The sequence below is a fragment of the Allobosea eneae genome, from assembly GCF_042657265.1.
Taxonomy (GTDB): Bacteria; Pseudomonadota; Alphaproteobacteria; order Rhizobiales; family Beijerinckiaceae; genus Allobosea; species Allobosea eneae.
Window position 1 is genome coordinate 142,282 of the sequence record NZ_JBHSLW010000028.1, and the last position, 16,732, is coordinate 159,013.

A 16,732-nucleotide genomic window follows, 5' to 3' on the forward strand; every position below is an offset into this window, starting at 1 on the left:
GTTCAGGCATGGGTCCCGGATCGGCGCCGCTTCGCGGCTTGTCCGGGATGACAAAGTGGGAGAGGCGGCGAGGGAGCCGCCTCACTCATTGGCTCACTTCACCGCCTGGATGGCGGCGACCATTTCCTTCAGCTTGGGATCGGTGACGAACTTGTCGTAGACCGGCTTCATCGCGTCGATGAAGGGCTGCTTCTCGACCGTGTTGATCTGCGCGCCGCCGGCCTTGACCTTGGCTTCCGAGGCCTTTTCGCGGGCGTCCCAGAGCTCGCGCATCTTGGCGACCGACTCCTTGGCGGCGGCCTTGATCAGCGCCTGGTCGGCGGCGTTGAACTTGTCGAAGGAGCGCTTCGACATCACCAGCACCTCCGGCGAGAGCGAGTGCTCGGTCTGCGAATAGAATTTCGAGACCTCGAAATGCCGGGTCGATTCATAGGACGGCCAGTTGTTCTCGGCACCGTCGATGACGCCGGTCTGCAGCGCCGAATAGACCTCGCCGAACGGCATCGGCGTCGCGTTGGCGCCGAGCGCCGAGACCAGCGCGACGAACATGTCGGATTGCTGGACGCGGATCTTCATGCCCTTCATGTCGGCGGGCGTGTTGATGGCGCGCTTGGAATTATAGAACGAGCGCGAGCCGGAATCGTAGAAGGCGAGGCCGATCAGGTCGTGCTTTTCGAAATCCTTGAGCAGGTTGTCGCCGATCGGCCCGTCCATGACCTTCCGCATATGGTCGACCGAGCGGAAGATGAAGGGCAGCGAGGGCACGTTGGTCGCCGGGATCAGGTTGTTGAACGGCGCCATGTTGATGCGATTCATGTCGATCACGCCGAAGCGCGTCTGGTCGATCGTGTCCTTCTCCTGGCCGAGCTGGGCCGAGTGGAAGACGTTGATCTTGATCCGCCCCTGGGTGCGCTCCTCAAGCAGCTTGCCCATATGGCGCACGGCCTCGACCGTCGGATAATCGGTCGGGTGGATGTCGGTCGAGCGCAAGGTGACGTTCTGCGCCTGCGCCGAGGTCGCGAGCAGCGCGGCGAAGGCGACGCCGGCGAGCGCGGAGAAACTCCGTCGATTGAGCATGGTCTTGTCCTCTCCCCAAAATGATCGCCGGCTTATTCCGGTCGTTCTTGTCCCCTGGCGGGAGCTGCGCCGGCACGGCCGGGCGCAGCGGTCTTTCACAAAAATTCCGTCCGCATCGGTGTGAAGGAATCGATGAGTTGCCCGGCCTCGATGTTGACGACGCCGTGGACGAGGTTCTCGGGCACGAAGAAGGTGTCGCCGGCGGAGAGCCGGCTGGTCCTGCCGTCGATGGTGACGTCGAAGACGCCGCTCTCGACATAGGATGCCTGGCGGTGCGGGTGCTGGTGCGCCTTGCCGATCGCGCCGGCCTCGAAGGCGACGCGCACCACCATCAGGTCCGGGCCATAGGCCATGACCTTGCGCTTCACACCGGGCTCGGTCGGCTCCCAGGCGATGTCAGCGTCGTGCTGGAAGAAGGAATTGAGACGGTTCGTCATCGCGCCAGCCAGCCTCCGTCGACGGGAAGGATCGCGCCATGGATGTAGGCCGCCGCGTCGCTCGCCAGGAACACGGCCGCGCCGCCGATATCGGACGGTCTGCCCCAGCGTCCGGCCGGGATGCGGGCGAGGATTGCGGCGTTGCGGTCGGGATCGGCGCGCAGGGCCTCCGTGTTGTTGCTCTCGACATAGCCGGGAGCGATGGCGTTGACGTTGATGCCCTTGGCCGCCCATTCGCAGGCAAGCAGCCGCGTCAGACCGGCGAGCCCGCTCTTGCTCGCGGTGTAGGAGGCGACGCGGATGCCGCCCTGGAACGACAGCAGCGAGGCGATGTTGACGATGCGCCCGGTGCGTCCGGCCAAGAGCGCCGCCTTGGCGAAGGCCTGGGCCAGGAAGAAATTGGCCTTGAGGTTGAGGTTCATCACCTCGTCCCAATCGCTCTCGCTGAAATCGAGCGCGTCCGTCCGGCGGATGATGCCGGCATTGTTGACGAGGATGTCGAGCGGGCCGGCCAGTTCCGCGGCCTGCTCGATAACCCGTGCTGCAATGCCCTCCTGCTGGAGATCGACCTGGAGCGCGAAGCTGGTCCCACCTGCCTCCGCGATCAGCTTCTCCGTCTCGGCCATGCTCGAGCGCCCGGCTGCGACAACCTTGGCGCCGGCCTCAGCCAACGCCAGCGCGATGCCCTGGCCGATGCCGGTATTGGCGCCGGTGACCAGCGCCGTGCGGCCGTCCAGCGAGAAGGGCGAGGCCGTCGCCATCAGCGCAGCGTCTCCACCGGGGCGGCGTCCATGTCGGTGAACTCGACATTGTCGCCGGCCATGGCCCAGACGAACGAGTAGTTCGAGGTGCCGCAGCCGCAATGGATCGACCAGTTCGGCGAGATCACGGCCTGCTCGTTGGCGACAAGCAGATGCCGGGTCTGCTGCGGCTCGCCCATGAAGTGGAAGACGCGGTGGGCCGGGTCGAGGTTGAAGTAGAGATACGCCTCCATCCGCCGCGTATGGGTGTGGCAGGGCATGGAGTTCCAGACCGAGCCCGGCTCCAGCGCCGTCATGCCCATCACCAGCTGGTTGGTGCCGGTCGAGTTCGGCATGATGTATTGCCGGATGGTGCGCTTGTTCGAGGTCTCGGCCGAGCCGAGATGGATGGTGTTGGCGTCGTCCTTGCGGATGAGCTGGTGCTTGGCCTCGCGATGCGCCGGGGCGCTGGTCAAATAGAACTTGGCCGGATCGGCCGGATCGGCGCTGGCGAAGGACACGTCCTTCGCGCCGAGCCCGACATAGAGCGCGTCGAGACTGGGAAGGTCGAAGCGCTCGCCGTCGACGCTGACCGAGCCGGCGCCACCGAGATTGATCACGCCGAGCTCGCGGCGCGCCAGGAAGAAGGGCGTGCCGGTCGGCGGGAACGGATCGAGCGTCAGCGGCTTGGCCGCCGGCATCGCGCCGCCGACGATCATGCGGTCGTAATGGCTGTAGGTCAGCGCGACCTCGCCCGGCACGAAGATGCGCTCGATCAGGAAATCCTGGCGCAGCGCCTGCGTGTCATAGCCGCGCACATCGCGCGGATGGGCGGCCTGGCGTTCGTCGATGGTCTTGGTGGCGCTGGTCACAGCCGGTAGGCCTCCTTGGCCAGGCGATAGGCGAGATCGTGAGCGACTTCGGCTGCCTCGTCCTCGTCGAGACGGTGCTCGGCGACGAGCCTGGCGAGGTAGTGGCAGTCCATCCGGCGGGCGACGTCGTGGCGTGCCGGGATCGAGAGATAGGCGCGGGTGTCGTCGTTGAAGCCGACGGTGTTGTAGAAGCCGGCGGTCTCGGTGGTGAGCTCGCGGAAGCGCAGCATCGCCTCGGGCGCATCGAGGAACCACCAGCCCGGCCCGAGCTTCAGCGCCGGATAATGGCCGGCGAGCGGGGCGAGCTCGCGCGAATAGCTGGTCTCGTCGAGGGTGAAGGCGATGACGGTGAGGCTGGGCTCGTTGCCGACCGCGTCGAGCAAGGGCTTCAGCGCCGAGACATAGTCCATGCCGCGCGGGATGTCGGCGCCCATGTCGCGGCCGAACTGCTCGAACAGGTATGGGTTGTGGTTGCGATAGGAACCGGGGTGGATCTGCAGGACGAGCCCGTCATCGAGGCTCATCTTCGCCATCTCGGTCAGCATCTGGCCGCGGAAGAGATCGGCGTCCTCGGCCGAGAACTTGCCTTTCAGGATCTTGGCGAAGAGCTTTTCGCACTCGGCCGTTGTCAGGTTGGCGGTGCGGGCCGTGGCGTGGCCGTGATCGGAAGAGGTCGCCCCGCGCGCGATGAAATAGCCGCGGCGCTTGCGATGGGCTTCGAGATAGCCGTTCCAGCTGGTGGCGTCCTCGCCGGTCAGCTCGCCGAACTGGTCGAGATTGTCCCTGAAGTCCTCGAACTCGGGGTCGACGACGCTGTCGGGACGATAGGCGGTGACGACCTTGCCGCCCCAGCCGGACTCGCGGATCATGTCGTGCCATTTCAGCGGATCGAGCGCCCCCTCGGTCGTGGCGATCGCCTCGATCTTGAAGCGCTCGAACAGCGCGCGCGGACGCATCGCGTCCTGCTCCAGCTGTTCGGCGATGCGGTCGTAGACGCGATCGGCGCTCTCGGCCGAGAGGCGCTCGGTGATGCCGAAGATCGAGAAGGCGGCATGCTCGAACCAGAGCCGCGTCGGCGTGCCGCGGAACAGATGCCAGTTGCTGGCGAAGAGCTTCCAGATCTTGCGCGGGTCGCCCTCGATCTCGCCGCCATCCTTGCGGGCAATGCCGAGCTGTTCGAGCTTGATGCCCTGCGAATAGAGCATTCGGAAGATGTAGTGGTCCGGCTTGACGAACAGCGTCGCCGGATCGGGGAACGGCTTGTCCTCGGCGAACCAGCGCGGGTCGGTATGGCCGTGCGGCGAGATGATCGGCAGGTCGCGGACGCCGGCATAGAGGCGGCGCGCAATGCCGCGCGTCACCGGTTCGGCAGGCAAAAGACGATCGTCGTGCAGCAGCATCGCTGGCGTTTCCTCTATCGGGCCGGACCATAGGCCCGGCGCTGGTGATGTCAATATACTAATATACTAGTATGCGCAGCTTGGCCGTGTTAGGCCCTGATTGGCCGCGGAGCGCGCATCGTGGTCCAATAAGGAGGCGATCATGGCCGGGATAGGACGATGTCGGAGGCATTAGGGATAGGCGAGACTGGAGGCTCGCGCCGTGAGCGCAAGCCGCAGCGCCTGGCCGGAGCCTCCGCAGGCCGCGCTACGGCCGCCTCGGTGGTGCAGGACGAGCTTCGCCGCGAGATCCTCGACATGGTGCTCCGGCCCGGTGTGCCGCTGTCCGAGAAGGACCTGACCGCCCGCTTCGGCATGAGCCGCACGCCGGTGCGCGAGGCGCTGATCCGGCTGAAGGAGGAGGGGCTGGTCGAGATATTCCCGCAGGCCGGCACCTTCGTAGCCCGCATCCCGACCGGCGCGATCCCCGAGGCGGTGTTCATCCGCCAGGCGCTGGAATGCGCCACGGTCGAGGTGCTGGCGCGCACGGCCACCGCCGAGGACATCGCCCGGCTCGATGCGACGATCGCCGTGCTGCACGAATCGCATGAGGCCGATGACCAGGAGCGCTTCCACCTCGCCGACGAGGATTTCCACGAGGCGCTCGCCGAGATCGCCGGCTATCCCGGCGTCTGGAAGCTCGCTCAGGCGGCAAAGAGCCAGATCGACCGCTGCCGGCGGATGACGTTGCCGGTGCCGGGGCGGATGGCGATGGTGATCCGCGAGCATCTCGCCATCGTCGACGAGATCAGGCGGCACGATGCCTCGGCCGCGGTCGGCGCGATGCGCCAGCATCTCGGCACGCTGCTGCCGGACCTGGTGCACCTCAAGGCGAGCTATCCGGATTATTTCGTCTAGGGCAGTCTTCGTGAGCCCTCGTCCTGAGAAGCCGCGTAGCGGCGTCTCGAAGGATGCTCCAGATGGTTCAGGAGCCTCCTGGATCATCCTTCGAGACGCAGCCTAACGGCTGCTCCTCAGGATGAGGGCTGGTGGGCATGCCCGCTCTTGCCTCCCGCTTCATTTCCGCGCCATCCTGCGCCGCAATGACGATGGAGGCGGACGATGACGACGCGGCGCGATCTTCTGGCGGGAGCGGGCCTTGCCGCGCTTGCAACCCAGCTTCCGCTCGCCGCGCTGGCGCAGGCGAAGGACGGCGTCACCATCGGCATGACGCTGGAGCCGCCGACGCTCGACCCGACCTCGGGTGCGGCGCAGGCGATCCGCGAGGTCGTGCTGCAGAACATCTTCGAGGGGCTGGTGGCGATGGACCGCACCGGCAAGCTGGTGCCGGCGCTGGCCGAGAGCTGGACGCTGGCGCCCGACAACCTCACCTACACGTTCAAGCTCAGGGCGAATGCGCGCTTCCATGATGGCACGCCATTGTCCGCGCGCGATGTGAAGTTCTCGTTCGAGCGCGCCGTCGCGCCCGATTCGACCAATGCGCAGCGCTGGATCTTCACGCCGATCGAGAGCATCGAGGCGCCCGACCCGGTCACGCTCACCATCAAGCTCAAGCAGCCGACGGCGAACTTCGTCTACGGGCTGTCCTGGGGCGATGCGATCATCGTCTCGCCGGCGACAGCGGCGAACAACAAGACCAATCCGGTCGGCACCGGCCCGTTCAAGTTCGCGCGCTGGAATCGCGGCGACCGGCTCGAGCTGATGCGCAACGACGAGTACTGGGGCGCGAAGCCCGCCCTCGCCAAGGCGACCTTCCGCTTCATCTCCGATCCGCAGGCGCAGGTCGCGGCACTCAGGGCCGGCGACATCGACGTCTTCACCAATCTCTCGGCGCCGGAGGCGATCCCGCAGCTCAAGGCCGATCCGAAGCTCAAGGTCACGCTCGGCAAGACCGAGGGCGAGACCATCCTCGCGATCAACAACGCCAAGGCGCCGTTCAGTGATGTCCGGGTGCGCCAGGCGATCTCGCATGTGCTCGACCGCAAGACGATCGCGCTCGGCATTTACGGCTTCGATCTCGACTATATTGGCAGCCATTTCTCGCCGCTGCACCCAGCCTATATCGACCTGACCGGCACCTACCCGGTCGATCTCGCCAAGGCGAAGGCCTTGCTGGCGGCGGCCGGCTTCCCGAGGGGCTTCGAATGCACATTGCGCCTGCCGCCGCCGGCCTATGCCAGGCGCGGCGGCGAGATCGTCGCAGCGCTGCTGGCGCAGATCGGCATCACCGCCAAGATCGAGCCGCTCGAATTCCCGCAATGGCTGGAGCGGGTATTCAAGAACAGGGATTTCGACCTGACGATCATCTCTCACACCGAGCCGCTCGACATCGCCAACTATGCCCGCGACGACTACTACTTCCAGTACAGGAATCCCGAGTTCAAGGCGCTGATCGAGACAATCGACCGCACGGTCGACGAGGGCGAGCGCAACAGGCTCTATGGCGACGCCCAGCGCATGCTGGCGCGCGATGCCGTCAACGGCTTCCTATTCATCCTGCCGAAGATCACCGTAACCAGGGCCGATCTGGAGGGCATGTGGACCGACTGGCCGTTGCCGCTGACGCCGCTGGCGGAGGTGCGCTGGCGGTAACGGTTGTGACAGCTTCGCCGTCATTGCGAGCGCAGCGAAGCAATCTAGGGAGGCGTAGAGCGCTGCCGCCCCTGGATTGCTTCGTCGCTGCGCTCCTCGCAATGACGCTGGTCGCTTGCGACGACGGCGTGGTTTGCGTCCCATGACCGCCTACCTGCTCCGCCGCCTGCTCGCCTTCGCCCTGACGCTGCTCGGCGCGGCGATCGTCATCTTCCTCGTGCTGGAGATCCTGCCGGGCGATCCGGCAGCGGTGACGCTCGGGCTCAATGCGGCGCCGGAGGCGCTTGCGGCATTGCGGGCGGAGATGGGGCTCGATCAGCCGGCGCTGCTGCGCTTCTTCAGTTGGATCGGCGGCCTCGTCACCGGCGATCTCGGCCTGAGCTACACCTACCGCGTGCCGGTGACGCAGCTGATCGGCGAGCGCATGGTGGTGACATTGCCGCTCGCCTCGATGGCGATCCTGCTCGCTTCCGCCATCGGCATCCCGCTAGGCGCGCTCGCCGCGGCCAATCACAACCGCGCCGGCGATGCGGCGGTGATGGTTTTCGCGCAGGCCGGGCTCGCCATCCCGAATTTCTGGTTCGGCCTCCTGCTCGTGCTGGTCTTCGCCGTCGGCGCCGGCTGGCTGCCGGCCGGCGGCTTTCCGGGCTGGCAGGCCGGGCTCGTACCGGCGCTGAAATCGCTGCTGCTGCCGGCGGTCGCGCTCGCTCTGCCGCAGGCGGCGATCCTCGCTCGCGTCACCCGCTCGGCGATGCTGGAGACGATGCAGGAGGACTATGTCCGCACCGCCCGGGCCAAGGGTGTCAGCCGGCGGCGCACTATGCTGCGGCATGTGCTGCGCAATGCGCTGATTCCGGTTGTCACCGTGCTGGGCCTGCAGTTCTCGGTGCTGCTGGCCGGCGCGATCATCATCGAGAACGTCTTCGCCCTGCCGGGGCTGGGGCGCCTCGTCTTCCAGTCGATCGCGCAGCATGACCTGATCGTGGTCAAGGACCTCGTCATGCTGTTCTCAGGCCTGGTCGTCTTCATCAACTTCGCGATCGAGCTGGTCTATGGGCTGATCGACCCGCGCCTGCGGCAGGCGTCATGAGCGCGGTCGCGCCACGCTCCCGCCCGCGGCGCTGGTGGGCCGGGCCGTCCTTCCTGGCCGGATTGCTGCTCGCCGGGCTCGTCGTCGCGATGGCGCTGATTTCTTACGTCTGGACGCCCTATGAGCCGACGCAGATGGCGATCCTGAAGCGCCTGCGGCCGCCCTCGGCGGAGCACTGGTTCGGCACCGACCAGTTCGGGCGGGACGTGTTCTCGATGATCATGGTCGGCGCGCGCAATTCGCTCGCGGTGGGCCTGGGCGCGGTCGGGCTCGGCCTGACCGTCGGCAGCGCGCTCGGGCTGATCGCCGCGATAAGGCGCGACGGGTGGCTCGACAATCTGATCATGCGCATGGCCGATTTCAGCCACGCCTTCCCGGCGGTGCTCTCGGCGATCATGATCAGCGCGGTCTGGGGCCCGGGCATGATGAACGCGGTGATCGCGATCGCGCTGTTCAGCCTGCCCTATTTCGCAAGGCTTGCGCGCGGAGCGGCGCTGCAGTGCTGGGCGCTCGACTATGTGCTGGCGGCGCGTGCTGCGGGGCTCACGGAGATGGCGATCACGCGCCAGCATGTCCTGCCCAACATCACCGGCGTGCTGGTGGTGCAGGCGACGATCCAGTTCGCGCTCGCCATCCTCGCCGAAGCCGGCCTGTCCTATCTCGGTCTCGGCACGCAGCCGCCTGCGCCGAGCTGGGGGCGGATGCTCAACGAGGCGCAGACCTTCATGGCGGCGCAGCCCTGGCTCGCGATCTTCCCGGGCGCCGCGATCGCGCTTTCGGTGCTGGCCTTCAATTTGCTGGGCGACGGCCTGCGCGACGCGGTCGATCCGCGCATGCGCCGGTCCCGGGACTGATATGACGATGCTTGCGGAGTTCCAGTCATGATCGAGTTCGCCGATCTCAGCGCCGTCGACATGCTCCGGGCCTTCCGCTCGCGCGAGCTTTCGCCGGTCGAGGTTACCGAAGCGGTGATCCAGCGCATCGCGCTCTGGGAGCCGTCGCTAAAGGCGCTCTACGCCTACGATCCGGACGGCGCCCGCGCCGCCGCCAAGGAAAGCGAGGGCCGCTGGCGCCGGGGCGAGGCGCTGCCGCTCGACGGCGTGCCCTGCACGATCAAGGAGAACATCGCGACCAAGGGCACGGCTGTGCCGCTGGGCACGGCGGCGACGGAGCTTGCCCCGGCCGTAGCCGACGCGCCGCCGGCGCAGCGCCTGCGCGAGGCCGGCTGCGTCATCCTCGCCAAGACGACGATGCCCGATTACGGCATGCTCTCCTCCGGCCTGTCGAGCTTCCACGAGCTGGCGCGCAACCCGTTCGATCTCAGCAAGAATCCGGGCGGCTCCTCGGCTGGCGCCGGGGCGGCCGGAGCGGCCGGCTACGGCCCCTTGCATGTCGGCACCGATATCGGCGGGTCGATCCGCCTGCCGGCCGGCTGGTGCGGGCTCGTGGGGCTGAAGCCGAGCTTCGGCCGCGTGCCGATCGACCCGACCTATTACGGGCGCGTCGCCGGGCCGATGACGCGCAGTGTCGCCGATGCCGCCTTGATGATGCGCGAGCTCTCGAAGCCGGACGAGCGCGACCCGATGAGCCTGCCGCCGCAGGAGATCGCCTGGGGCGAGCTCGAGCGCGAGCCGCGTGGGCTGAAGATTGGGCTTCAGCTGGAAGCTGGCATCGGCCTGCCAGTCGAGCCCGAGGTGAGGGCGGCGATCGCCAGGGCGGCCGACGCCTTCCGCAAGGCTGGCGCGATCGTCGAGATCGCGCCGCCCTTCCTGACGCAGGACATGCTCGACGGGCTCGACGATTTCTGGCGCCAGCGCGCCTGGGCCGAGATCGGCGCCTTGCCGCGCGAGCGGCAGGACAAGGTGCTGCCCTATATCTACGCCTGGGCCGAGCGCGGTCGCTCGCTCACCGGGGCGCAGGTGCATCGCGGCATGAGCCAGATGCTGGCGATCCGCCATGCGGCGCTGAAGGCGATCGCGCCGTTCGACTATGTGCTCTCGCCGGTCTCGCCGGTGCCGAGCTTTGCCGCCGAGCTGGCCTCGCCGATCCACGATCCGGAGCGGCCCTTCGAGCACATCGTCTTCACGGTGGCGGCCAACATGTCGGACCAGCCGGCGATCTCGGTGCATGCCGGCATGACCACGTCGGGCCTGCCGATCGGCCTGCAGATCACCGGCAAGCGCTTCGACGATCTCGGCGTGCTGCAGATGGCGCGGGCCTGGGAGAGGCTGCGGGGGCAGGGGCCGGACTGGCCGCGGGTGCCACGGCCTCTTTGAAGCGGTCTGGAACCACAGCCCTCATCCTGAGGAGCAGCCGAAGGATGCGTCTCGAAGGATGCTCCAGTTGCCGCCGGAGCCTCCTGGAGCATCCTTCGAGACGCCGCTGCGCGGCTCCTCAGGATGAGGGCTGTGGATGGGAGTCTTCAGGCTTTCTTCCGCTTCTTCCCTGCCGTGTTCAACGCTACCGCAGCACGGATCAACGCCGTCAGCGCCGCCTCGTCGATCGCGGCGCCCTCGTGGATGTCGATGGCGCGCCGCGTATTGCCGTCGAGGCTGGAGTTGAACAGGCCGGAAGGATCGGGCAGCGAAGCACCCTTTGCGAAGGTCAGCTTGACCGCGCTCTTGTAGGTCTCGCCGGTGCAGATGATGCCGGCATGCTCCCAGACCGGGACCCCGCGCCATTTCCAGGTTTCCTCGACCTCGGGATCGGCCTCCCGGATGACGGCGCGGACCCTCGCGAGCGTTGCGCCGCGCCAGTCGGTCAGTTCCGCGATCCGGGCGTCGATCTGCGCGGAGGCCGAGGCCGCGTCGCCGGTCTTCTTGTTCGCCTGCTTCATGTTGCAGGTGTCCTCGTCGTCGTCACATCTTCTCGCCCGGCAGCGCCGCGGCCTGCTTCACCCAGGCGCTGAACTGGGCCTCGTCGAGTTCGTCATCCTCGCGGATGTCGAGATAGCGTACCTCCTTCTGCTTGGAGGTGCCGGGCGGGACGGGATCGAGCGAGGCGCCGCGGAAGAAGGCGACCTTCACATATCTGGTGAAGACGTGAATGCCGAGGAACCAGTAATCGTCCTCCATGCCGTAGAGCGGAGAATTCCACTTTACCGCCTTCCTGACGCCGGGGACGGCCTCGCTGATCAATGTGTCGAGCCGGGCTCCGAGGGCGCTCTTCCAGCCCGGCATCGCGGCGATATAAGCCTGCACCGGTCCGTCGCCATAGCCCTTGGCGATCTGCGGGTTGCCGCCCGATAACAGGACGGGCTGCCCGCCTTCGGCTTTCGGCTTCGCTGCCGCCTTCGATGTCTTGCCAGCCATGGCTCCGCTCCGACCTCAGCTGCTCTTCGCCAGCAGCTCTTCCAGCTTGCCGAAGAACTCATGCCAGCCGGCCTTGGCGCCGCCAAAAGCCTGCTTCTGCTCGGGCCGGAAGCCGGCCTGCTCCACGCGCAGCAGCGTGCCCCTGGGCGTCGCGGTCAGGGTGAAGGTCACCGTGCTCTTCAGGTTGAAGGCCGGATCGTCATGGGCGAAGTCCCAGCTATAGGCCAGCATACGGTTCGGCTCGATGTCGAGGACCTCGCAATCGAGCACGCCGCCCCATTCGCCGCGCAGGTTGAAGCGATGGCCGACAACCGGGACGAAGTCGTTCTTCATCAGCCATTCCGCGATCAGATGCGGCTGCGTCAGGGCGCGCCAGAGCTTCTCCGGCGGATGGGCGATCTCGCGCTCGACGGTGACGGAGCGGGTCTGCGTGGCGGTGGTCATTGATCCATCCTTGCGAGCAAATTTTCGAGGTCGTCGAACCGCGCCTCCCAGAACCTGGCCATCTGGCTGGTCCAGTCGATCAGCGGGCTGAGCGCGCCGAGCTGGGCGCTGTAATGGGTCTGCCTGCCGGCCTGCCGGTCACGCACCAGCCCGGCCTGCTTGAGCACGCCGAGATGCTTCGAGACCGCCGGCTGCGAGACGCCGGCCTGCGCGGTCAGCGCGCCGACGGTCAGCTCGCCGTCGCGGCACAGGCGCTCGAAGATGGCGCGCCGCGTGGGGTCGGCGAGCGTCCTGAACAGCATGTCGTGAGCGTCTGGCATCTGAGATCGATAACCCGTTGGCTATGGGTTAACTCATAACCATGGAGATATGAGTTGGTCAAGCGCCTTCGCAGGCGAGGCAGGACAGGGGCGCAGCCGGCGCGCTGGACCGGGACGGATCGCTCGCGCAGGATGCTCGGCGAAACCGCAGGAAACGCCGCTGTCGGCGCCTCTGCGATCCTGCCTTCGAGGATTTCACCATGGATCTGATGCTGAACGGCAAGCGTGCTCTGGTCACAGGCGGCAGCAAGGGGATCGGCCGTGCCATCGCACGCCAACTGGCGCTGGAAGGCGTCGACGTCGTCATCGCTGCGCGCAACCAGGCGGAGCTCGACGCCGCCGCGGCGGAGCTGGCGCGGGAGACCGGCCGCAAGATCGTCGGCCTCACCGTCGACACGCAGGACGATGCCTCGGTCAAGGCTGTCGTCGCCGGCACCGTCGCGGCTTTGGGCGGGCTGGATATCCTGGTCAACGCAGCGGCCAAGCCCGGCGGTCAGGCGACGCCGCCCAAGCTCGCCGAGATCACCGACGCCCTGTTCTTCGACGACGTCAACGTCAAGGTGATGGGCTATCTCAGGATGGCCCGCGAGGCCGCGCCGGTGATGGCCGCAAATGGCTGGGGCCGCATCATCAACATCAGCGGGCTGGCGGCGCGCCTGACCGGCTCGACGGTCGGCTCGATTCGCAATGTCGCGGTGGCGGCGCTGACCAAGAACCTCGCCGACGAGCTTGGGCCGCAGGGCATCAACGTCACCGTGGTCCATCCCGGCACGACGCGGACCGAGAAGACGCCGGGTGTCATCGCCGCGCGGGTGGCGGCGTCGGGGCTGGCGCCTGAGGAGGTCGAGCGCCGCATGGCCGCAAACGTCACGATCGGCCGGCTGGTCGACATGGCCGAGGTCGCCGACATCGTCGCCTTCCTGGCCTCGCCGCGCAGCGTCGCGATCAATGGCGACGCCATCGCCTGCGGCGGCGGCTCGAAAGGCGCGATCCACTACTGAGGGCCGCGCCCTCGGCTTGATCAGAACAGCGCGGTCGGCGCGACCTCGGCGATGATCATCAGCGCGAGCCCGAGCGCGCCGAGGCCGACGCCGGTCCAGGCAAGCAGGGCGACGCCGGTGATGATCGCCGCGGACGAGACCACGATCGCGATCTGCAGCAGGCCCGAGACGATGTCGTATTTGTCGTCGCGAGCGCTGGAAATGTCGCGTTTGGCCTCGGCCGCCTTGGCGCGGACGATCAGCTCCTTGCGACCTTCATTGGTCTCGGGTTCGGACTCATAGCGGGCGATCGTCGCCTTCCAGCCGTCTATGCGCTTCTGCAGGCGCTCGCGCACGGCCGGGTCGGTCGCGCCGGCGAGCTCGACCTCCATCGCGTCGGCGGCGGTGCGCAGCGTCGTGCCGCGGATCGTCTTGGCCTGGAAGAAGGCCCAGAGATTGGAGGCTTCGATGTTTTTGGCGAGCGCGTCCTGCTCGGCATTCTTGCCGCCGATCTCGGAGAAGGCGAGCAAGAGCGCGAGAATGCCGATCAGGAGCGCGATGCGCTTGTTGGTCTTGCTGGTCGGCTGGTTGTCTTCGGTGACGTCTGGTGCGGCTGAGGCCATCAGTGATTCCCCCCGGAAAGGCCGGGCGTGATGGCCGGTCCCCGCGGCGGAATCAAGACGGTTTTACCGAAGGTAAGCGGTTATCCCCGAGCCCGCGGATGGGCGGAATCATAGGCCGCGAGCAGGCGGGCGGAATCGATGCGGGTGTAGATCTGCGTGGTCGAGAGCGAGGCGTGGCCGAGCAGCTCCTGGATCGCACGCAGGTCGCCGCCGCGGCCGAGCAGATGGGTGGCGAAGGAATGGCGCAGCGCATGCGGGGTCGCGCTGCCCGGCAGTCCGAGCGAGCCGCGCAGGCCTTCGACCGCGAGCTGGATGATGCGCGGCGAGAGCGGCCCGCCTTTCACACCGACGAAGAGCGGCCCCTCGGGCGCCAGCCGCCACGGGCACTGCGCGAGATAACCGGCGATCGATTCGACCACGACCGGCAGCACCGGCACCATCCGGGTCTTGCCGCCCTTGCCGAGCACGGTCAGCGCATCAGCTGTGCTGACCGGCGCCTGCAAACGCTTCAGGCCGAGCGCCTCGGAGATGCGCAGGCCGCTGCCATAGAGCAGGGAGAGCACAGCAGCGTCGCGCGCCAGCACCCAGTCGGGCCGCTCCTCGCCGGCGCGGCTGTCGGCCTTGGTCACCGCGGCGGCGGCCTTGGCGTCGAGCGGGCGCGGCAGGCCTTTGCCGAGGCGTGGCCCGCGCGTCGCGGCGAAGGCGGCAGCGGTCAGGCGGCCGCTGCGTTCGCCGAAGCGGGCGAGCGAGCGCAGCGCCGCAAGCTGGCGCATCAGTGTGCGGTTGCCGACACCGTCGCGGCGGCGATAGCCGAGAAAGGCGCGCAGGTCCGCCGGCTTCAGGGCGGCGACCGCCTTCAGCGTCGGCGGCGCATCGAGATGATGGGTGAGGAAGGTGGCGAACTGCTCGATGTCGCGACCATAGGCCTCGAGCGTCTTCGGAGAGAGCCGGCGCTCATGGCCGAGATGGGCGAGCCAGTCGCGCCGGAGGATGTCGAAATCGCTCATCGTCCCGATCATGCCGCGCGAGACTTAACAACCGTTGTCCGGCGCGATCACTGCCTGCTATGAACCCCCGCAGGCATTGTTCAGGGCTGACCAAATTGCACGCTCCCGATCCGCACGGCCTGATCTTCCCCTTTCCCGAACCGCCGGCCCCCGGCCAGCTGATCGAGGTTGCGCCCGGCATCTTCTGGGCCAGGATCGCGCTGCCGTTCCGGCTCGACCACGTCAACATCTACCTGATCGAGGATGGCGACGGCGTCGCGGTGATCGACACCGGCATCGGCGACGAGGCGACCAAGCAGGCCTGGCTCGCACTGATGGCCGGGCCGCTCGCCGGCAAGCGGCTGACCCGGCTCTTCGTCACGCATTTTCACCCCGACCATATCGGACTCGCCGGCTGGCTCTGCGAGCGCTTCGGTACGCCGCTTCTGACCAGCCAGACCGGCTATCTCGGCTGCCTCAACATCTCGCTCAGCCCGGGCGCGTCGGAGGCGCCGGTCTACAAGGACTTCTATCTGCGCCACGGCCTCTCGGCGGAGGTGACGCAGGTCGTCTCGACGCTGGGTCATGGCTATCTCCGACAGGTGACGCCGCTGCCGCCGACCTTCACCCGCGTCGTCGCCGGCGACGTCCTCAGGATCGGAGGGCGCGACTTCTTCGTGCTGGCGGGCGATGGCCATGCGCCGGAGCAATTGATGTTCCACTGCCCGGAGGCGAACGTCTTCCTGGCGGCCGACCAGATCCTCGCCAAGATCACGCCGAACATCAGCGTCTGGGCGGTGGATGCGGAAGGCAATCCGCTCGGTCTCTATCTGCGCTCGCTCAAGGCGCTGCCGCAGGCGATCCCGCCGGGGACGCTGGTCCTGCCCGGCCATCAATTGCCATTCTACGGGCTTGCCGAGCGCTGCGCCGCGCTCGCTGCTCATCACGCCGAGCGCTGCCGTCTGATCGCGGGCGCAGTCGCCACGGGGCCGCATTCGGTCGCCGAGCTGGTGCCGGTGATGTTCACGCGGCCGCTCGATCCGCACCAGCTCTCCTTCGCCTTCAGCGAGGTCTTCGCCCATGTGAATGCGATGCTGCGGCTCGGCGAATTGCGCTGGGCTGAGCCGCAAGGCGGGATCATGAAGGTAATGGCGGCCGGCTGAGCCCGGCGGCGGCGTCCCCTCGCGAACGAGGGGAGGGGCTGTTTGTCAGGTCAGGCCGCGGCCATGGCGGGCTGCTCGACCGCGGTCACCGTCAGAACATGCTTCTTGCCGTCGCGGGCGGTCCAAGCGATCGACTGGCCGGCGGCAAGGCCGATCAGCGCCGCCCCGATCGGGGTCAGCACCGAGATCCGGCCTTGCTCGATATCGGCCTCGCCAGGATAGACGAGCTGGACGCGGCGATGCTGGGCGCTATCCGAATCGAAGGTGACGAAGGAGCCCATGCGCACGACGTCGGCCGGCAGCTTGGCCGGCGCGACGACCTTGGCGCGGTCCATCTCGGCGAGCAATTCCTCGGCGACCTCCGGAATGCGCTCGAGTGCGGTGGTGGCGAGGCCGGTCAGGCGCTCATGGTCGATCTCGCCGACGATGATCTTCGGCTTGCGCTGGGTCTTCTGGTTCGGCTGGGTCATGGGTCTGGTGTCCTGCGATGACGCACGCGACGGCGGCGCCGGGGCGCGACCGGCAAGGTCTAAAAGGGTTTTGGCGGAGACGCCTTGAACAGTCGTGCTGCCATGACGGCGGACAGCATTTGACGGCACCCCAGGACTTGGGGCGCGCTCGGGCCGAGTCCGGGGCTAGAATTCCGCGATCGGGGCGACCCGAAATACGAGGCGATGCTTCGTCGTCATACCCATAG

At 67.4% G+C, this 16,732-nt stretch carries 19 protein-coding genes; 7 read left to right on the plus strand and 12 right to left on the minus strand.

The window, feature by feature from the left end:
• Positions 1 to 93: 93 nt before the first annotated feature.
• The 5 genes from ACFPOB_RS17590 to uxaC form a co-directional block, all read right to left on the minus strand.
• Complete coding sequence (locus ACFPOB_RS17590) at positions 94 to 1,077, minus strand: TRAP transporter substrate-binding protein (protein WP_377799703.1); 984 nt, start codon at positions 1,075 to 1,077, stop codon at positions 94 to 96.
• A 95-nt stretch (positions 1,078 to 1,172) separates the two neighbouring features.
• On the minus strand, positions 1,173 to 1,514 hold the full coding sequence (locus ACFPOB_RS17595; protein ID WP_377799704.1) for a cupin domain-containing protein: 342 nt from the start codon (positions 1,512 to 1,514) through the stop codon (positions 1,173 to 1,175).
• Entirely contained in the window at positions 1,511 to 2,275 is a 765-nt protein-coding gene (kduD, locus tag ACFPOB_RS17600) for a 2-dehydro-3-deoxy-D-gluconate 5-dehydrogenase KduD (protein ID WP_377799705.1), read from the minus strand. The genes ACFPOB_RS17595 and kduD overlap by 4 nt, the downstream gene beginning before the upstream one ends.
• On the minus strand, positions 2,275 to 3,126 hold the full coding sequence (gene kduI, locus ACFPOB_RS17605; RefSeq protein ID WP_377799706.1) for a 5-dehydro-4-deoxy-D-glucuronate isomerase: 852 nt from the start codon (positions 3,124 to 3,126) through the stop codon (positions 2,275 to 2,277). The genes kduD and kduI overlap by 1 nt, the downstream gene beginning before the upstream one ends.
• Positions 3,123 to 4,526 (minus strand): glucuronate isomerase, encoded by a 1,404-nt coding sequence (gene uxaC, locus ACFPOB_RS17610; RefSeq protein ID WP_377799707.1) that lies wholly within the window; start codon positions 4,524 to 4,526, stop codon positions 3,123 to 3,125. Before uxaC ends, kduI begins: the two co-directional genes overlap by 4 nt.
• Before the next feature lie 159 nt (positions 4,527 to 4,685).
• On the opposite strand from uxaC, the gene ACFPOB_RS17615 reads away from it, so the two are divergent.
• The 5 genes from ACFPOB_RS17615 (at position 4,686) to ACFPOB_RS17635 (ending at position 10,484) form a co-directional block, all read left to right on the plus strand.
• Positions 4,686 to 5,423 carry a GntR family transcriptional regulator gene (locus ACFPOB_RS17615; protein ID WP_377799708.1) on the plus strand — a complete coding sequence of 246 codons (738 nt, stop codon included), beginning with the start codon at positions 4,686 to 4,688 and terminating at the stop codon, positions 5,421 to 5,423.
• 204 nt (positions 5,424 to 5,627) lie between these two features.
• Positions 5,628 to 7,118 (plus strand): ABC transporter substrate-binding protein, encoded by a 1,491-nt coding sequence (locus ACFPOB_RS17620; protein ID WP_377799709.1) that lies wholly within the window; start codon positions 5,628 to 5,630, stop codon positions 7,116 to 7,118.
• A gap of 142 nt (positions 7,119 to 7,260) precedes the next feature.
• Complete coding sequence (locus tag ACFPOB_RS17625) at positions 7,261 to 8,208, plus strand: ABC transporter permease (protein WP_377799710.1); 948 nt, start codon at positions 7,261 to 7,263, stop codon at positions 8,206 to 8,208.
• A complete protein-coding gene (locus ACFPOB_RS17630; RefSeq protein WP_377799711.1) occupies positions 8,205 to 9,062 on the plus strand; it encodes an ABC transporter permease in 858 nt (285 codons plus the stop codon). Before ACFPOB_RS17625 ends, ACFPOB_RS17630 begins: the two co-directional genes overlap by 4 nt.
• A 27-nt stretch (positions 9,063 to 9,089) precedes the next feature.
• On the plus strand, positions 9,090 to 10,484 hold the full coding sequence (locus ACFPOB_RS17635) for an amidase (protein ID WP_377799712.1): 1,395 nt from the start codon (positions 9,090 to 9,092) through the stop codon (positions 10,482 to 10,484).
• Between the two features lie 146 nt (positions 10,485 to 10,630).
• Here the strand turns inward: ACFPOB_RS17635 and ACFPOB_RS17640 are convergent, their stop codons facing one another.
• Genes ACFPOB_RS17640 through ACFPOB_RS17655 form a run of 4 tightly spaced genes read right to left on the minus strand, consistent with a single transcriptional unit; the run spans position 10,631 to position 12,283 of the window.
• A complete protein-coding gene (locus ACFPOB_RS17640) occupies positions 10,631 to 11,044 on the minus strand; it encodes a DUF1801 domain-containing protein (protein WP_377799713.1) in 414 nt (137 codons plus the stop codon).
• A 22-nt stretch (positions 11,045 to 11,066) separates the two neighbouring features.
• Complete coding sequence (locus ACFPOB_RS17645; protein ID WP_377799714.1) at positions 11,067 to 11,519, minus strand: DUF1801 domain-containing protein; 453 nt, start codon at positions 11,517 to 11,519, stop codon at positions 11,067 to 11,069.
• Between the two features lie 15 nt (positions 11,520 to 11,534).
• Positions 11,535 to 11,963: an SRPBCC family protein gene (locus ACFPOB_RS17650; protein ID WP_377799715.1), complete on the minus strand. Its 429-nt coding sequence runs from the start codon at positions 11,961 to 11,963 to the stop codon at positions 11,535 to 11,537.
• A complete protein-coding gene (locus ACFPOB_RS17655) occupies positions 11,960 to 12,283 on the minus strand; it encodes an ArsR/SmtB family transcription factor (protein ID WP_377799716.1) in 324 nt (107 codons plus the stop codon). Before ACFPOB_RS17655 ends, ACFPOB_RS17650 begins: the two co-directional genes overlap by 4 nt.
• A 200-nt stretch (positions 12,284 to 12,483) precedes the next feature.
• Here ACFPOB_RS17655 and ACFPOB_RS17660 point away from each other — a divergent pair, with 200 nt between their 5' ends.
• Positions 12,484 to 13,284: an SDR family NAD(P)-dependent oxidoreductase gene (locus tag ACFPOB_RS17660; protein WP_377799717.1), complete on the plus strand. Its 801-nt coding sequence runs from the start codon at positions 12,484 to 12,486 to the stop codon at positions 13,282 to 13,284.
• Positions 13,285 to 13,304: 20 nt separating this feature from the next.
• Here ACFPOB_RS17660 and ACFPOB_RS17665 read toward each other — a convergent pair whose 3' ends face one another.
• On the minus strand, positions 13,305 to 13,886 hold the full coding sequence (locus ACFPOB_RS17665) for a DUF4337 domain-containing protein (protein ID WP_377799718.1): 582 nt from the start codon (positions 13,884 to 13,886) through the stop codon (positions 13,305 to 13,307).
• An 80-nt stretch (positions 13,887 to 13,966) separates the two neighbouring features.
• Positions 13,967 to 14,893: a tyrosine recombinase XerC gene (locus ACFPOB_RS17670; protein WP_377799719.1), complete on the minus strand. Its 927-nt coding sequence runs from the start codon at positions 14,891 to 14,893 to the stop codon at positions 13,967 to 13,969.
• A 95-nt stretch (positions 14,894 to 14,988) separates the two neighbouring features.
• Here ACFPOB_RS17670 and ACFPOB_RS17675 point away from each other — a divergent pair, with 95 nt between their 5' ends.
• On the plus strand, positions 14,989 to 16,035 hold the full coding sequence (locus ACFPOB_RS17675) for an MBL fold metallo-hydrolase (protein WP_377799720.1): 1,047 nt from the start codon (positions 14,989 to 14,991) through the stop codon (positions 16,033 to 16,035).
• A gap of 50 nt (positions 16,036 to 16,085) precedes the next feature.
• Here ACFPOB_RS17675 and rnk read toward each other — a convergent pair whose 3' ends face one another.
• Positions 16,086 to 16,505 carry a nucleoside diphosphate kinase regulator gene (gene rnk / locus ACFPOB_RS17680; protein ID WP_377799721.1) on the minus strand — a complete coding sequence of 140 codons (420 nt, stop codon included), beginning with the start codon at positions 16,503 to 16,505 and terminating at the stop codon, positions 16,086 to 16,088.
• Positions 16,506 to 16,732: the final 227 nt, after the last annotated feature.

Bases quoted from the DNA above. Each gene is read 5' to 3' on its own strand.
- kduD (WP_377799705.1), bottom strand. From the start codon at position 2,275: ATGGCGACGGCCTCGCCCTTCTCGCTGGACGGCCGCACGGCGCTGGTC.
- ACFPOB_RS17635 (WP_377799712.1), top strand. From the start codon at position 9,090: ATGATCGAGTTCGCCGATCTCAGCGCCGTCGACATGCTCCGGGCCTTC.
- ACFPOB_RS17660 (WP_377799717.1), top strand. From the start codon at position 12,484: ATGGATCTGATGCTGAACGGCAAGCGTGCTCTGGTCACAGGCGGCAGC.
- ACFPOB_RS17670 (WP_377799719.1), bottom strand. From the start codon at position 14,893: ATGAGCGATTTCGACATCCTCCGGCGCGACTGGCTCGCCCATCTCGGC.
- ACFPOB_RS17655 (WP_377799716.1), bottom strand. From the start codon at position 12,283: ATGCCAGACGCTCACGACATGCTGTTCAGGACGCTCGCCGACCCCACG.
- ACFPOB_RS17640 (WP_377799713.1), bottom strand. From the start codon at position 11,044: ATGAAGCAGGCGAACAAGAAGACCGGCGACGCGGCCTCGGCCTCCGCG.
- ACFPOB_RS17625 (WP_377799710.1), top strand. From the start codon at position 7,261: ATGACCGCCTACCTGCTCCGCCGCCTGCTCGCCTTCGCCCTGACGCTG.
- ACFPOB_RS17630 (WP_377799711.1), top strand. From the start codon at position 8,205: ATGAGCGCGGTCGCGCCACGCTCCCGCCCGCGGCGCTGGTGGGCCGGG.
- ACFPOB_RS17645 (WP_377799714.1), bottom strand. From the start codon at position 11,519: ATGGCTGGCAAGACATCGAAGGCGGCAGCGAAGCCGAAAGCCGAAGGC.
- rnk (WP_377799721.1), bottom strand. From the start codon at position 16,505: ATGACCCAGCCGAACCAGAAGACCCAGCGCAAGCCGAAGATCATCGTC.
- ACFPOB_RS17650 (WP_377799715.1), bottom strand. From the start codon at position 11,963: ATGACCACCGCCACGCAGACCCGCTCCGTCACCGTCGAGCGCGAGATC.
- ACFPOB_RS17590 (WP_377799703.1), bottom strand. From the start codon at position 1,077: ATGCTCAATCGACGGAGTTTCTCCGCGCTCGCCGGCGTCGCCTTCGCC.
- ACFPOB_RS17595 (WP_377799704.1), bottom strand. From the start codon at position 1,514: ATGACGAACCGTCTCAATTCCTTCTTCCAGCACGACGCTGACATCGCC.
- ACFPOB_RS17665 (WP_377799718.1), bottom strand. From the start codon at position 13,886: ATGGCCTCAGCCGCACCAGACGTCACCGAAGACAACCAGCCGACCAGC.
- ACFPOB_RS17620 (WP_377799709.1), top strand. From the start codon at position 5,628: ATGACGACGCGGCGCGATCTTCTGGCGGGAGCGGGCCTTGCCGCGCTT.
- ACFPOB_RS17615 (WP_377799708.1), top strand. From the start codon at position 4,686: ATGTCGGAGGCATTAGGGATAGGCGAGACTGGAGGCTCGCGCCGTGAG.
- uxaC (WP_377799707.1), bottom strand. From the start codon at position 4,526: ATGCTGCTGCACGACGATCGTCTTTTGCCTGCCGAACCGGTGACGCGC.